This window comes from Saccharothrix sp. AJ9571 (assembly GCF_021725495.1).
Taxonomy (GTDB): domain Bacteria; phylum Actinomycetota; class Actinomycetes; order Mycobacteriales; family Pseudonocardiaceae; genus Amycolatopsis; species Amycolatopsis magusensis.
Genome location: NZ_CP091382.1, coordinates 8,684,804 through 8,700,022, shown reverse-complemented (window position 1 = coordinate 8,700,022; position 15,219 = coordinate 8,684,804). Strand labels below are relative to the sequence as shown.

The 15,219-nt window shown below is 69.8% G+C and carries 12 protein-coding genes; 5 read left to right on the top strand and 7 right to left on the bottom strand.

The window, feature by feature from the left end; translation table 11 throughout:
• Nucleotides 1–3: 3 nt before the first annotated feature.
• The 5 genes from gad to L3Q67_RS39350 form a co-directional block, all read right to left on the bottom strand.
• Nucleotides 4–1,377: a PLP-dependent aminotransferase family protein gene (gene gad / locus L3Q67_RS39370; protein WP_499186491.1), complete on the bottom strand. Its 1,374-nt coding sequence runs from the start codon at nt 1,375–1,377 to the stop codon at nt 4–6.
• A gap of 479 nt (nt 1,378–1,856) precedes the next feature.
• Nucleotides 1,857–2,462 (bottom strand): chloramphenicol phosphotransferase CPT family protein, encoded by a 606-nt coding sequence (locus tag L3Q67_RS39365; protein WP_499186490.1) that lies wholly within the window; start codon nt 2,460–2,462, stop codon nt 1,857–1,859.
• Between the two features lie 2 nt (nt 2,463–2,464).
• A complete protein-coding gene (locus tag L3Q67_RS39360; protein WP_499186489.1) occupies nt 2,465–3,679 on the bottom strand; it encodes a GNAT family N-acetyltransferase in 1,215 nt (404 codons plus the stop codon).
• Between the two features lie 233 nt (nt 3,680–3,912).
• Entirely contained in the window at nt 3,913–4,446 is a 534-nt protein-coding gene (locus tag L3Q67_RS39355) for a hypothetical protein (protein ID WP_499186488.1), read from the bottom strand.
• Between the two features lie 77 nt (nt 4,447–4,523).
• Entirely contained in the window at nt 4,524–5,012 is a 489-nt protein-coding gene (locus L3Q67_RS39350) for a hypothetical protein (protein WP_499186487.1), read from the bottom strand.
• Between the two features lie 324 nt (nt 5,013–5,336).
• Between L3Q67_RS39350 and L3Q67_RS39345 the strand changes: the two genes are divergently transcribed.
• From L3Q67_RS39345 to L3Q67_RS39335, 3 genes are all read left to right on the top strand, one after another.
• Nucleotides 5,337–6,284, top strand: a complete 948-nt coding sequence (locus tag L3Q67_RS39345) for a hypothetical protein (protein WP_499186486.1) — start codon at nt 5,337–5,339, stop codon at nt 6,282–6,284.
• 317 nt (nt 6,285–6,601) lie between these two features.
• The gene (locus tag L3Q67_RS39340) at nt 6,602–7,063 is read left to right on the top strand and encodes a contact-dependent growth inhibition system immunity protein (protein WP_499186485.1); all 462 of its coding nucleotides are present in this window, start codon (nt 6,602–6,604) and stop codon (nt 7,061–7,063) included.
• An 8-nt stretch (nt 7,064–7,071) separates the two neighbouring features.
• Nucleotides 7,072–7,947, top strand: coding sequence for an AraC family transcriptional regulator (locus L3Q67_RS39335; protein WP_499186484.1), 876 nt, complete (start codon nt 7,072–7,074; stop codon nt 7,945–7,947).
• Between the two features lie 556 nt (nt 7,948–8,503).
• Here the strand turns inward: L3Q67_RS39335 and L3Q67_RS39330 are convergent.
• The gene (locus tag L3Q67_RS39330; protein WP_499186483.1) at nt 8,504–10,006 is read right to left on the bottom strand and encodes a non-reducing end alpha-L-arabinofuranosidase family hydrolase; all 1,503 of its coding nucleotides are present in this window, start codon (nt 10,004–10,006) and stop codon (nt 8,504–8,506) included.
• 485 nt (nt 10,007–10,491) lie between these two features.
• Between L3Q67_RS39330 and L3Q67_RS39325 the strand changes: the two genes are divergently transcribed.
• Nucleotides 10,492–11,634, top strand: coding sequence for a carboxylate-amine ligase (locus tag L3Q67_RS39325; RefSeq protein WP_499186482.1), 1,143 nt, complete (start codon nt 10,492–10,494; stop codon nt 11,632–11,634).
• 55 nt (nt 11,635–11,689) lie between these two features.
• On the opposite strand, the gene L3Q67_RS39320 is transcribed toward L3Q67_RS39325, so the two are convergent.
• Nucleotides 11,690–13,174 (bottom strand): amidase, encoded by a 1,485-nt coding sequence (locus tag L3Q67_RS39320; RefSeq protein ID WP_499186481.1) that lies wholly within the window; start codon nt 13,172–13,174, stop codon nt 11,690–11,692.
• Nucleotides 13,175–13,383: 209 nt separating this feature from the next.
• Between L3Q67_RS39320 and L3Q67_RS39315 the strand changes: the two genes are divergently transcribed.
• Nucleotides 13,384–15,159 carry an asparagine synthase family amidotransferase gene (locus L3Q67_RS39315; RefSeq protein WP_499186480.1) on the top strand — a complete coding sequence of 592 codons (1,776 nt, stop codon included), beginning with the start codon at nt 13,384–13,386 and terminating at the stop codon, nt 15,157–15,159.
• Nucleotides 15,160–15,219: the final 60 nt, after the last annotated feature.

Here is a 15,219-nt window from a genome sequence, read left to right as displayed (position 1 = left end):
GCGTCAGTCGGTGAAGGTCAGCACGGCAGAGACCTCGGGCAGCGGGTACGGGTGCCCGGCGAGCCGTTCGGTGTGCTTGGCGAGGCTTTCGAGGAACTTCGCCGCGAGGTCCAGGGTGAATCCCTGCCGGCACACCACGCGGATGACGTCCACGTGCTCGAGGCCGGGCGGCAGGCTGTACGCGGGCACGTGCCAGCCGTCGCCCTTCAGCGCCTCGGACAGGTGGTAGACGGTGAACCCCACGTCCTCCGGGTCGCGCAGGCGCAACGCCACCACCGGCAGGTCCTCGCCGTCGCTGATGATGTCGAAGGGGCCCATGGCCTGGACCACCTTCGCGACGTACCGCGCGACTTCCTGGCACCGCTGGGCGATCAGCTGGTAACCGGCCAGCCCGTTGCGCAGGAACTGGTAGTACTGCGCGATCACGCCGGAGGCCGGGCGGGAGAAGTTGAGGGTGAACGTGGGGTGGTGGCCGCCGAGCACGTTGCAGTCGAAGACCAGCGATTGCGGCAGGTACTCCGGATCGCGCCACAGGCACCAGCCGGAGCCCGGGTAGACCAGGCCGAACTTGTGCCCGGAGGCGTTGATCGAGACCACCCGCGGCAGGGCGAAGTCCCAGGCGAAGTCCACGTCGAGGAACGGGGCGAAGAAGCCGCCGCTCGCGGCGTCGACGTGCAGCGGTACGTCCACACCGCGGTCCGACGCCACGCGGTCGAGCGCGGCCGAGATGCCGGCGACCGGGTCGTAGCGCCCGTCCTGCGTGCTGCCCAGCACCGCGACGACCCCGATGGTGTTCTCGTCGACCGCCTCCGCGGTCAGCGCCGGGTCGAGGATCGTCCGGCCTTCCGCGAGCGGCACCATGCGTGCCTCGACCTCCCAGAAGTTGCAGAACTTGGGCCAGCACACGTGGACGTGGGTGCCGAAGACCAGGTTGGGCCGTCCGGTGCCGCCGCGTTCCCGCCAGCGGCGCAGCATCGCCAGCCCGGCCAGCATGGCCGCCTCCGAACTGCCGCTGGTGGAACAGCCGATGAAGCGGCCGTCGTCCTCGTGCCACAGGTCCGCGAGCATGTTGATGCATTCCTGCTCGATTTCGGAACTCGCCGGGTATTCCTCGCGGTTCATCAGGTTGATCGCGGCGGTGTCCGCGTAGATCCGCTCCAGTTCCGGCTCGGCCGACGTCGTGCAGAACGTGGCGAGGTTGAGGGCGGCCCGCCCGTCGAGCAGGAGCCGGGACTGCACGATGCCCGCCGCGACCCCCGCGGGCATCGGGTTTTCCGGAACTCTGCCCTTGGGGATGACGTCTTCGCTGATCCGCTGGGCGAAAACGGGAGCGAGCTGCAGATCCTGCTCATCGGTAATCACGCGCTGCAAACTCATGGCGACCTCCGCGGTTTCGAATGGGGTGCGTGGTGGGAAACAATGTCGGCGCCGCGGCATTTCGGTGAGCTCACGCGATCGAACCGGAATCCTCGGTGACTTCCTCATCGTGCCAGATCCCGGGGAAGGGCGAAATGCCGCTGGTGAGGCACAACCCGGACGGGGCGGGTGATGACTCCGGCCGCCGGTGACCGTCGCCGGGCCATCTCGGCTGCGTCTACGTGATTCACGAAAGAGGCATTATGGGCCGGAAAGCGCCACCAGTGCGGTCACGTAGCGTGCGTTCGGCGGTGAAGGAAATGTCCGCGGTTTGTTCGAGGCTGTGGACAAGTCCATGAAGGCGCGCGGATTTCCGGCACGGTCCACAGTGGATCGACGGTACCGCGATGCTGTTCGCGGGTTTGTTCGCACTCCTGATCCCGGTCACGTTGAGCGGGTCTGTGCCGCACCATGACCCGCCTGATCGCCATCCCCGCGCGCTACCGGAGGGGGTGCCCGCGCAGTACGGCTCCGGCCAGTTCGGCGGGCGTTCCCGTGGTGCTGTCGACGGTCAGGTCGTAGGGGACGCCGTGGTCGTGGACCATGCGGTGGTGACCTCGTGCGAGCCCAGGCGGGTTGCGCCGGCCGCGTTCGCGCTGTTCGGCCACCGCGAGCGGGCAGGTGACGCACACCAGCAGCACTTCCAGGCCCGACAACGCTTCCAGCCACTCCGGCAGCAGATCCGGGGTCAGCAGCAACTCGTCGATGACCAGGTCGTCGCCCCCACGGGCGAACGCGGCGGCTGCGGTCCGCGCGGACCGCAGCATCCGGCGTCCCACCTCGCCGTAACGAACGACCACCGACGGGTGCCCGTCCGCGTCGCCGCCGGTGCGGTCGTACCAGAAGCCGTCGCGGCTGAGCGGACCGTCGCGACCCCCGCCCCAGTTCGGCGGCACCAGGCTGAACAGTGTGTCGATGCCCCAGTAGACGAACGGGGTGTCGCTTTCGTCCTGGATGGCCCTGGCCAGGGTGGTCTTGCCCGCACTCGACGTCCCGTTGAGGAAGATCACCCGGCCGGGCCGGTCACCGCGGATCGATGAGCGCACGATCAGAACCAGTGCAGGCAGTGCGGGGGACGCTCGGCGCGGAAGAGGGTGTCAGCGAGGGTGGCCGCGCCTGCGTGGTGGGCCCGGATGTGCCCGGCACGCACGAGCGTGCTCGGGGTGGTGCCGCCGAGGTAGATCGAGCCCAGGTCGCTCACGTCCAGGGACAGGTCGGGCTCCTGATCCGTCGGAACGCACTCGGCCTTGCCGTCCCGGACGGTCAGCAGGTAGCGGGCGTGCTCGCCGAGGAACGGGTCGTCGACGTCGAGGACGATCTCGCCGTCGGCGAACCAGCCGCGCGCGGTCAGCGCACGCGGGACGTCCAGCAGCCGTACCCAGAGCCATTCGGTGTCGTGACTGATCTGGCCGGCGTTGAAGTCCGCGAGCTGCCAGCGCAGCGGGTGCTCGGTCGGGAAGTGCTTGAACACCACTTGAGCGACCAGATCGTGGCCGAGCACGAACCGGGCTAGGGCCGTGAAAACCGCGTCGTCGGCGGCGATGGTCTCGTCGACCGTCAAGGTGTCGGACTCGCCGAGCGAGTAGCTGGCGTACCCGTCCGGGACGCCGTCGGCGTCACGGTGGACGGCGACGTAGCGCGGCGCCAGAGAGACCGGGGGCTGCCCCGCGCCCGAGGTCCACCAGGGGTGCGGCCGGAGCAACGCGCCGGGCTGCGCGCGGCGGTACCGGTCGTAGACCTCTTCCAGGATCTCGCCGCACTCGGCACGCCTCAGCAACTCGACCGAGCCGGTGACGTCGGACGTTCCGCGCGCACGGGGGAGGGCGAACGCGGCCCGGTGGCGCGGCACCGTCAGCCGTCGCGTGTAGGTCGCCGGTCCGTAGCCGAACCTGCCGTAGATCGAGGCCTCGGAGGCCAGTAGCACGGCGAGGAACTCACCTCGGGTCCGCAGGTCGGCGAGCTGATGCCGCATCATCGCGCTGAGCACGCCTTGCCGTCGATGGGAGGGCAGGACGCCGACGGCGGTCACCCCGGCGGCCGGGGCGAGGATCTCACCGGGCAGGGTGAGCTCGAAGGAGCAGGCGGTGGCGGTGCCGACGGGCCGCCCGTCCGCCGTCACGGCGAGCAGGCCGCGATCCATTTCCAGCGACGACCACCACACCGTGTCGCCGTCGGCCAGGGAGCCCGGGAAGCGGCCGAACGCGGCATAGAGCGTGTCAACGAACACCTCGCGGTCCTGCTCGGTCGTGGAACGGATCTCCATTGCTGCCGCCGCCTCCCTGCGATACCGGCACCACGACCCGTGGTGTCCCGCCACAGTGCAGCGCTGACTCGCGGCCAGATCAAGCGGATTACGACCGTGAGACAGCGCAGCGCGAAGCCGAGCGGGCGCTCGATCAGCGAGTCGCCCGAGGGCAGGCGAACAGGCCGGGCCCGTGCCGATCACCTGACGTCCGCTGAGAACGGTCAGGCGGTTCCGCCAAGCTGGTGACCCGATCAGAGGCAGTAGACGATGTTGTACTGGAAAAGGGTCCAGCCGTCGAAGTTCCGGTTGTCCACGAAGAGCTCGCCGGTATCCGGCGCGGCTCGCACGACGTTGCTGGGCGTCCAGACCGACGTCAGGCGGAAGGTGCGCCTGGACGGATCGACGTCGACCCAGTTGAAGAGGGCTTCGATGGCGGTGGAAGGGGCATCGGCGCGGACCGAGCCACCGCGATTGGCGAGATAGCCGCCAGTGTTGTTCGACTGCAACCGCGTCTGCGTGGCGCTGACATCCTGGATCCAGAATTCTTCGGCCGCGCCCGTGCCGGTGCTGTCGGCGTAAACACGCCTGAGGCTGTCGGTGCGAAGATTCCTGCCCCGCTGAACCGCCGTGATGGTGACTTTGCACTGCGCCGGATATGCGGCGGTGCCCTCGGATGGCGTCGTCTTCACCGGCTTCGCCAAGGCGGCTGACGTGGAGAGCCCCGTGGTGAGGCACAACGCGCTCAAGGCGATCAGCAAGACTTTGATCCGTCTGGGTTTACTCACTCAGCTTCTCCTGATTCAGGTGGGGACGCGAACGAGACGCTGTCCTGGAACAGAAAAGAAAACTGACCGACATCGAGTCAGCCGATCGTTGTCGGACTCCATTGACGGCGCACCGGCGAGCCTTCATCGTTCGCGCTGTTCGTCGCCGGCTTGTCCAGGAAGCAGATGACACACGTGCAGCCCATCGCGTGGATTCCGCCGTGGTTGTACCTTCCGCAGGCATCGACCGCGCCGTTGACCGGAATGGTGTTGGCGTAATTCTGCCCTGGCTGAACCCACGAGTGGTTGCAGGTCGCACCGCCCGGGCAGCCACCTCCCTGCAGGTACACGTAATCGCCGTGTGTTGCGGAGGTGATCTGACCGTGGTATTGACCGGCCCCCTCCAGTCTCCAGAGGTTGATCCGCATTTCGAACAGCGGGACCTGTTCCACCAGTACGTAGCCCGCGGCGATGAGTTCACGGGTTTGTTCCGCGTCGGACGATCCGGCTTGTGCCAAGCCGGATCCGAATACCGCGGTCGACAGCATGATCAGCAGTCCGAGTGCCAGGCTGTACATTTTGCGCATGCGCTTTGACCCCTCCAGTGGGAAGCTTGGGACGAGGCATCACCGTGTGGGGCAGAATGCGAGCCGGTGGCTGCGCCAAGTTGAACAGTGTCGCCATGGTGTCGTCAAGAGCCCGGGGCCTGTTTCAAGTTGGATCGAACAGGCGGCATCGTGCAGGCCCCATTTCTGCCCAGAGTCGCGTGGTGGAGGAGCCGCGTCCACGGGACCGCGGCCAGGTCGGCCATTGCGGCTGACCCCAAAGAGGGAGGCGGTGTTTTGCGCAACGGCGATCGGGTACACGCCGGCCATGATCGACTTTTCGGGTGCCGTGCCGGAGTCCTGCGGATGAGCGACGTTGCGCGAGCCCGGCTTTCCCGGCGTGGTCTGCTGATCACCGGCTTCGGCGTGGTCGTCGGGGCCTGTGCCCCGCCGCCGCCGAACGAGCCGTCGCCCACCCCGCCGCTCGCCGCCCCGCCAACGCCGCTGGCGGCGGATTCCCCGGCTCCGCCGACACCGGAGCCCGCGCCGATGGACGCGGGCCTGCTGGTCGGCTTCTGCGGCGCGCCCGGCGCCAAGGCGCTGGGCAAGATGACCGGCGATCTGGCCGCGGCGGGCCAGGAGCTGACGCAGCAGCTCCGGCAGTTCCCGGGGGACCGGCCGCCGACGCCCGTCGTGGAACTCATCGCCACCGCCACACATCGCACGCCGGGGCCCGACGGCATGTACCGCAGCCGTGCCTCGGAGTCCACCGTCACCGACTACCTGGACCAGGCCCGCGCGATGAACGGCATGCTGCTGCTGAACATCCAGCCCGGCCGCGCGCCGTTCCTGGCCGAGGTGCAGGCCTACGAACGCTGGCTCACCGAGCCCGATGTGGGTGTCGCGCTGGATCCCGAGTGGGCGGTGCCGGAGGGCGTCGTGCCGGGGGAGGAGTTCGGCCGCACCTCCGGGGAGGAACTCGACGCGGTCGCGGCGTACTTGAGTGGACTGGTCACGCGTCATGGACTGCCCCGGAAGCTGATGGCCTACCACCAGGTCTCCGCATCCGTGGTCCGTGACGAGGCGGGCCTGCGCGCCCACGACGGCGTCGTGGCGATGAAGATCGTCGACGGTATCGGCAGCGCCGCGGCGAAGAAGGCCACCTGGGACCAGGTGATGAAGACGAAACCGGACCACGTGCGCACCGGTTTCAAACTCTTCTACGACGAGGACACCCGAGACGGCGCGAGCCTGATGACACCGGCCGAGGTAGTGGCACTGGAACCGACGCCAGGGTACGTCGTCTACGAATAGCCGCTCGTGCGCAGGAGACCCGGCCTGTCGGTTCGCGATTCCTCGGCTGCCTGGCGAATGCGTGGATCAGCCTTTACGCGTCAGCAGGCGTCCAGTTCGCCCTGGAGCAGTGGCGAGTCGCCGGGCAGTGCGGTGAGGGGAACGACCTGGCCGCGGGAAGCGCCACCGCCATGCCGATGGCCGCCGTTCCCAGCACAATTCCGGCGCGCTAAACAAAGCTCGTGCGGGATGACCAGCACGTGTCCCGACCAGGCCACGTGGCGGCAGTGCGATACGCTCGAAGGCGACCTGTCCGACATTTCTTTGTCGGAATGCTCATGCCGAATAGGGGAAACATGGACGTCACCCCGGAAGCAGGCGGATCGCGCACGCTCGAGCAGATCGAAGGCCGCCACTGGGGCGACCCGCCCGCCGACGCGACCCCGATGGTCAAGACCGTCTACGAACTGCGTCGCAAGCCAGTGGCGTCAATGGAAACGGAAGACCTCCGCATGTTGCTGTCGCAGCAGGAGGGTGTCGATGTCCTGGTGCCTGTCGCGCTGACCCGGCTCGAACAGAACCCGCTCGCCGAAGGGGACTTCTACGCCGGTGATCTGCTCACCGCCGTGCTGAGGATCCCCCAGTCGTACTGGCGGCAGCACCCCGGGCAACTCCGCCGGGTGTCCAGCGTGCTGGAGGCGTTGGGACACCTGGAAGGACACGACACGGTCCGGCAACAGATCGAGGCCTTCCGCGGGAACGATGTCCGAGATGCTCAACCGGTGGACGGTGCTTGTTAGGGTCCGTTGTGGACACGATCGCGAAGGTGCTGCTGGGTTCGAAGGCGGGCGGAGCGATGGCCGCCAGGGTGCACGCCGCGGCTCCGTGGGGCGTCGAGCGCGGTCAGGCCCCGGCCGTGGTGTTCCACTTCGTGGCGCAAGGCGCCTGCTGGTTGCGCACCCGGGAAGCGCGACCCCTGCGGCTGGAAGCCGGTGATTTCGTCATGCTGCTCGATGGGTCCGGACATGCCGTGTCCAGCGACCCCAGTGGTCCGCTGACTTCCGATGACGCACTCATCGCGGGAACCGGATTCGATTTCGGCGGAACCGGGCCGCGAACGCGGCTTCTCTGCGCGGGGTACCGGCCCGGACGCGCTCTGCCCGCTTCGCTGCGGGCCCAGTTGCCACCGGTGTTGCACATCCGGCCGGCGCAGTCGGCGGTGCACGGTCACCTGGCCGAGACGGCGCGGATGCTGGAGGAAGAGACCACAGCCGGCCGGCCGGGCTCGCAGATCGTGGTGGACCGCCTTGTCGAGGTCCTGGTCGTGCAAGCGTTGCGCGGCTGGACTCGGGCGATGCCGCCGCAAGACCTCCCGGTGGCCGCGGCGATGACCGCGCTGCACGACGAATTCGACCGGCCGTGGACGCTCGACGACCTGGCACGCCGGTGCGGGGTGTCGCGCGCGACGTTGACCAGGCGGTTCACCGCCGTGACCGGCGAACCCCCGCTGACCTACCTCCGACGCCGGCGGATGGAGATGGCCGCGAACCGGCTCCTGGAAAGCGACGACTCGCTGGCCACCATCGCCAAACTCGTCGGGTACGCCTCGGAGTTCTCCTTCTCACGGGCGTTCACCCGCACTTTCGGCGTGGCACCGGGGCACTACCGCAGAACCGCCCGATGACAGCGAGGCGAGTCCGCGGGGGGCCCGGTCAGCCGATCCGCATGGATCGTGGTCAGCGTGCTCACCGTGGTCCCCGGCCGCGCCACCCGCCTGCAGGGGCGGCGTGCACCTGATCCTGCTGGCCGCCTTCCTCTTCCTGGCGGTGAACCCCTGAGTGCCGTGAATGTGGCTTTGACGGCCGAATCCGCCGTGAAAGCCACATTCACGGCACCTCGGCGGTGTCCGTCGGGGTGGGACCCGGCGGCTGATCAGGAAGCCGAAGGCGCCGACGGTGAAGAACATGACGATGCCGTACACCGCGCCCGGGATGGCGATGCGGGTGTTGTCGAGCCCGGATGATCGTCTGCTCCACGGTGTTGCCGTCGCTGTCGACGGCTTTCGCCCGCAGTGTGGCGAAGCCGGTGGCCGGGTTCGCCACGGTGGCGGTCCACCCGGCCCGGTCACGGTGCAGTTTCGTGCTCTGCCAAGTGGTGCCGTCGTCCGGAAGCCGGGCCGGCGCCTCACCCCGGTCAGGGGCGCGGACGCCGACCCGGCTGGTCAGATCTGTGTCAGGTGCTCAGGGTTGCCGGGTCAGCAGGCCGGGGCGGTAGGGCAGGAGGCCGTAGTCGCCGCCGGACTTGGGGTCGCGTCCCTGGTAGAGCAATTGCAGGTTGCAGGGGTCGATGGTCTTGGTCTGGTCGGGGTTGCTGCGGATCAGGTCGCCGTGGCTGATGTCGTTGGTCCAGGTGGCGCCGCTGTTGGCTTTGCCGGCGAAGGGGTTGCTTTCGGTGGCGGCCTGCGGGGTCCAGGAACCGCCCAGGCTGGTGGAGGTGAACGAGCGGAAGTAGCGCCCGTTGGCGCCCATCGCCTCGACGAGCATGAGGTACTGGTTCTGGCCCTGGACCTTGTAGACCTCGACGCCTTCGAACAGGTTGGCCTGCGTGTCGCTCATGATCGTGGTGTAGGACGAGCCGAAGCTGCCGGGGAAGTTCCCGATGGGCATGCTGGAACGGTAGATCTTGCCGTTGTCACCGGCGAAGAACAGGTACATGTTCGTGTCGTCGGCGATGAGGGTCTGGTCGATGGGCCCGGTGCCGGAGCCGGTGATGCTCGCGGTGGACAGGGTCTGCGGCGCCGACCACCCGTTCGGGTTGGTGGGGTCGCTCGAGGTCCGGTAGCTGAAAGCGGGCCCACCCCACTGGTAGGCGAGCACCCAGATGTTCTTCGGGGCGAAGTAGAACAGCGTGGACGCCACGGCGCCGGAATTCATCGCGTTCTGGCCGGCCGAGGCCATGTCGGACCAGTTCGTGAAGGGGGTGAAGTTCATCGAGCCCCAGGTCGTTCCCGTGTCGTGCGTCGTGGCGTAGACCAGGTGCTTGCCGTTGTGGACGACGTGGGTGAAGTCCTTGAGCGAGACCCAGCCCGATCTCGGGTTCGCCAGCGGGCCCGTCGATGTCCAGCGGTAGGTCGACGGCAGGGAGCACGCGTCGGCCAGGCGGACGAGTTGCCACTGCTGGCTGGCCACGTTCTGGTCGCCGGACTGGACGACGGCCGCGCCGTCCGCGGTCGACTGGCCCGTCACCTGCACGGCTTTGCCGCTGTTGCGGTTGAGCAGCCGGACGTAGCCGCTGTCGGAGTCGGAGAGGCGGAACTGCTGGTTGGTTCCGTTGAGGTCCGTCCACTGCTGGACCTTCCCGCCGTCGGCGGTCGAGAAGTTGTCGATGTCGAGCACCTTGCCGGAGTTCTTCGACTTCAGCCGGTAGTAGCCGTCGCCGGAGTCCGCGAACTGCCACTGCTGGTTGGCTCCGTCGTGGCGGGACCACTGGTGGACCACCGCGCCGTCCGCGGTCGACTGGCCCGTCACCTCCACGGCTTTGCCGCTGTTGCGGTTGACCAGCACATACCACGCACTCGTGTCGACGGTCGCCGCCGACGCCACCGCGGTGTCGAGCGCGACCGCCGCGGTAGCCGCGAGGACGGTCGGGAGCAGGGCGATCAGCACGCGCCCCCAACGGCCGCGCCAAGCACGACCCACCCGGCGGGATGGCACGGCCGGCGGGGCTTGACCCATCGGACTCATGATGGTTCTCCTTCGGCGTCAGGGCCGCACGAGGCCCGAGGTAGTCGCTGGCGATGCAGCATGGTGACCGGGCGACAACGCCGACGCGCCCCGTTCCAGCTCCTCGATCAGCGGGGAGGAGGCAGTATGGGAGCGCTCCCAAGCGTACCGCGACCACCCGGCAACCTCCAGCCCGCCTTTTCCGGAGAGGAAGTCCCGCGGCCGGACCGGCGCCCGCCGGGGCGGACCGGCCGGTCCGCACTCCGGGGGAAAACCCGAACGGGGTAACACCCGGTTTGCCCGGCGCCATCGGTGGTATCTCGGTGGTCCCTTCGGCGGCTCTCGGAATCATCCGGCCGTGGCGGCGGAAGGGACTTCTCGTCGGTCAAACAGTGCGCCGACACCCACGCGGCTGCCTCGTGCGGGGATTGTGCCGTCGTCACGCTCGCGTGAGGACGGTGCGCGGCGCACTCGCGTGCCGACCACTAGCGAGCGGTGAGGACATCATGATCAACACTGATCGACCCCTCCGGGGTTCCGACGTGCCGACCCTGGGTGTGGAGGAGGAGTTCCTGGTCGTGGACCCCGGCAGCGGCCTGCCCGTTCCGGTGGCCGGAGACGTCGTCGACCTGGCAGGCCGGCTGGGCGGGGACCTGCAACCGGAGCTGACCCGGGTGCAGGTGGAGAGCAACACACCGGTGTGCCGCACGCTGCGCGAGGTGCGCGGGCACCTGGTGGGCGCGCGGTCGATGGCCGCGGCGGCGGCCTCGCAGGCGGGGGCGCGGCTGCTGGCGGTCGGCGTGCCCCTGACCGGCCCGATGGGACAGTCCTTCAGCGACTCCGATCGCTACCGGCGCATCGGGGAGGATTACGGTCTGCTGGCCGCCGAGCACGGCGTGTGCGGTTGTCACGTGCACGTCGCCGTGCCGGACCGGGAGACCGCCGTGCAGGTGTGCAACCACCTGCGGCCCTGGTTGCCGGTGCTGCTCGCGCTGACCGCCAACTCGCCGGTCCACCAGGGCGTCGACACCGGTTACGCGAGCTGGCGGTCGGTGCTCAACAGCCGCTGGCCGTGTTCCGGGGCGCCGCCGTACTTCACCTCCGCCGAGCACTACGACGCCGTGCTGGACATGATGGTCGCCGGCGGGGCGGTGCTGGACCCCGGGATGGTGTATTGGGATGTGCGGCCGTCGGACCACCTGCCCACGGTCGAGGTCCGGGTCTCCGACGTGCCCGCCACGGTCGACGAGTCGGTCCTGCTCGCCGCCCTGGTGCGGGCACTGGTGACCACCGCCATCGCGGCGATCGGCCAAGGCGATCGGGGACTGCCGGTCACCGCCGAGGCGTTGCGCGCGGCCTACTGGCGTGCCGCGCACGACGGCATCGAGGGGGACGGCATCGACCTGTTCGGCAACCGCCGCGTCCCGGCGGCGCACCTGCTGCGGCGGCTGATCCGCCACGTCAGGCCGGCCCTGCGCCACACCGGGGAACTGCACGCGGTCAACGTCCTGCTCACCAAGGTGCTCCAGAACGGCAACGGCGCCGTCCGCCAGCGGCGTGCGTTCCAGCGACGCGGACGGCTCGAGGACGTGGTGGCGCTCCTGAGCCGGGACACCGGCGAAGACCGGTTACCGGAAACGGCCGCGTGATCGTCGATGCCGAGCCGTCCGCGCCCGGCGAGGGTTCCGGTGCCGCGTGCGGGTGTTACGGGAGGGTGGGCAGGTAGGTGGGGGCCCGCCGCATCGGCGCGGCGCGTTCGAACGCCGCCGCGAACCGCAGGACCTGCACGTCCGCTCCGTGGCCGGCCATGAACGACACGCCGATCGGCAGTGGACCGGCGAAACCTGCCGGGACGGTGACGTTCGGGTAGCCCGAGACGGCCGCGGGCGTGGAGGAGCCGAGTCCGGTGGGATCGCCGGCGTAGTCGGTCAGCCACGCCGGGCCATTGGTCGGAGCCATGATCACCTCGAGGCGGTGTGCCGCGATCACCTCGTCGATCGACCGGCGAGCCAGGTCGGTGGCGGTGCGGCGCTGGCCGAGGTAGGCCGGGTCGGTGATCGGCGGTGCCTTCACGGCCTCGTGGAACAGGTCCTGGCCGAACCGGCTCAGCTCGACCGGGTCCGTCTCGTTGAACTCGATCAGCTCCCGCACCGTCCGCGGCACTCCCGGTCGCGTCGCGAGGTACGCCTCCAGGTCGTGCTTGAACTCGGCGACCAGCGCGGGCAGGCCGATGGCCTCGATCCGGCCCTGGTACGGCAGGTCGACCTCGACCACGGTGACACCGTGGCGCCGCAGCACGTCCACCGCCTCCTCCACCACCCGGGCGGCCTCGGGGTCGTGGGCCGCGTGGGACGCCCTGCGCCACACGCCCACGCGCGCACCGCGCAGCGGGGCGGACGCGAGCGCGGCGGCGTAGTCCACCCCGCGTCCCTCCAGCACCGACATCAGGATCGCGGCGTCCACGACGTGCCGCGCCACGGGGCCCGCGGTGTCCTGCCGCGTCGAGATCGGCACGATCCCGTCGCCGCTGATCCGGCCGTGCGTCGGCTTGAACCCCACGACGCCGGCCTGGCCCGACGGGCACACGATCGAGCCGTTGGTCTCGGTGCCGACCGCGACCTGCGCCAACGACGCCGCGACCGCCGCGCCCGAGCCCGACGACGAGCCGCACGGGTTGCGGTCCAGCACGTGCGGGTTGCAGGTCTGCCCACCCACGCCCGACCAGCCGGAGGTGGCCCACGCGGAGCGGAAGTTGCCCCACTCCGACATGTTGGTCTTGCCCAGCACGACGGCACCCGCCGCGCGCAGGCGCCCGACCAGTTCGGCGTCGTCCGGCGGCGGCACGCACAGCGCCCGCGATCCCGCCGTGGTGCCCAGGCCCCGGGTGTCGATGTTGTCCTTGATCAGCACGGGGATGCCGTCCATCGGCCCGAGCGCCTGGCCGCGGGCGCGTCGCTGATCGCTCTCGGCCGCCTGGCCGGGCGCATCGGGGTTCACGAAGAGCACCGAGCGCACCTGCCGGTCCACGGTGGCGATGCGGTCCAGGTAGGCGCGGGTCAGCTCGGCGGAGGTCAGCGCGCCCGACTCCATCCGGTCGACCAGTTGCGGGATCGTGGCCGCGTCCAGGTCGAGGTCCGGGCGCCGGTCGGCCTCGGCGCGGGCCGGCGGCGCGGCGGAGGGGGAAGGCATGGCGTATACCTCAAGCTGGCGAGCGGCCGGCGTCAAGCCATTGTGAGTCACATCTGCGTTTCGGCAGTGCTCGGGCTGGGTAAGGCCGCCCGACCGTGCCGGGAAACCGCGGTCGCCGGTACTCGGGTGCTTGGCTGTCCTTGATCGGGGTATACGGACGCCACCCCAGCGCTGGGTCGTCCTGTCAACCGAGTCATCCGAGGTGAACCATGTGCGGAATCGCCGGTGAGGTCGTGACCGGCCGGACCGGAGTCCCGGACCTCGACGCCGTGACGCGCATGACGCGCGCCATGAGCTCGCGCGGACCGGACGGCGAAGGCCACTTCTCGGCGGAACGGGTGGCACTGGGCCACCGCAGGCTCTCGATCATCGACCTGTCCGACACCGGCTCCCAGCCCATGGTCGATGCCGACCTCGGACTCGCCGTCGCCTTCAACGGGTGCATCTATAACTACAAGCAGTTGCGGGCGGAGCTGTCCGACCGGTACCGCTTCACCTCCACCAGCGACACCGAGGTCGTCCTCAAGGCGTACGACCGGTGGGGCGAGCACTTCGTCGAGAACCTCGTGGGCATGTTCGCCATCGCACTGGTCGACCGGCGGCGCGACCGCGTGCTGCTGGTTCGCGACCGGCTGGGGATCAAGCCGCTGTACGTCGCCGACCTGCCGGGCCGGACCCGGTTCGCCTCCAGCCTGCCCGCGCTGCTGGCCGGCGGCGGCGTGGACACCGGCCTGGACCCGGTCGGCCTGCACCACTACCTGTCGTGGCATTCCATCGTCCCGGCGCCGCGCACGATCCTGCGCGGCGTGCGCAAGCTGCCGCCCGCCACCGTGCGCGTCCTCGAACCCGGTCGCGAGCCCCGCGACCGCGTCTACTGGCAGCCGTCCTACACCCGGCGGTCCGAGCACGCCGGGTGGACCGCGCGGGACTGGCAGGAGGCCGTGCGCGATGCCCTGCGCACCGCGGTGCGACGGCGCACGGTCGCCGACGTCGAGGTCGGGGTGCTGCTGTCCGGCGGGCTGGACTCCAGCCTCCTGGTCGCCCTGCTGGCCGAGGAAGGACAGCGCCCCAGCACTTTCAGCATCGGCTTCACCGACCGCGACGGCCTCGACGGCGACGAGTTCGCCTACTCCGACGCGGTCGCGCACAAGTTCGGCACCGACCACCACCAGCTCCGCATCGGTGACGACCAGCTCGCGCCCGCCGTCGGGCACGCCGTCGCGGCGATGAGCGAGCCGCTGGGCACCCACGACGTCACCGCGTTCCACCTGATCTGCCGGGAGGTGGCCCGCCACGTCAAGGTCGTGCAGTCCGGCCAGGGAGCCGACGAAGTGTTCGGCGGCTACCGCTACCACCAGCCCGCGGCCGGCGTGCCGCGGCATGCGGCCGCACAGGTGCTCCACGACGCGTTCGCCGACCACGACGACCTCGAGCACATCCTGCACCGCGACTGGTCGGCCGAGGGCGACCCCAGCGGCGGCCTGCTCGCCGCCCACCTCGACCGGCCGGGTGCGGACACGGCGCTGGACGCCGTGCTCCGGACGGACACGCACCTGCTGATGCCGGACGACCCGGTCAAGCGGGTGGACAACATGGCGATGGCGTGGGGCGTCGAGGCCAGGGTGCCGTTCCTCGACCAGGACCTCGTGGAACTGGTCGCGGCGTGCCCACCGGAGTACAAGTCCGGCCAGGGCGGCAAGGCGATCCTCAAGGACATCGGGCGCGAGATGCTGCCCGTCGAGGTGGTCGACCGCCCCAAGGGCTACTTCCCCGTCCCCGCCCTCACCCGGATCGACGGCGACGTCCTCGAAATGGTGCGCGCCGCCCTGTCCTCCACGGCGGCCCGGCAGCGCGGCGTCCTGCGCCCCGACTACGTCAAAGCCCTGCTCGACGACCCGAACGGCCACTCCACCAAGGTCGGCGGCAACGAACTGTGGCAGGTCGGCGTGCTCGAACTGTGGCTCCAGCACCACGGCATCGCCTGAGGTGACAGGGCTCCTCGGTGAACGCCGGCCACCTGCGATCGGTGCGTGCGCACACCTGGC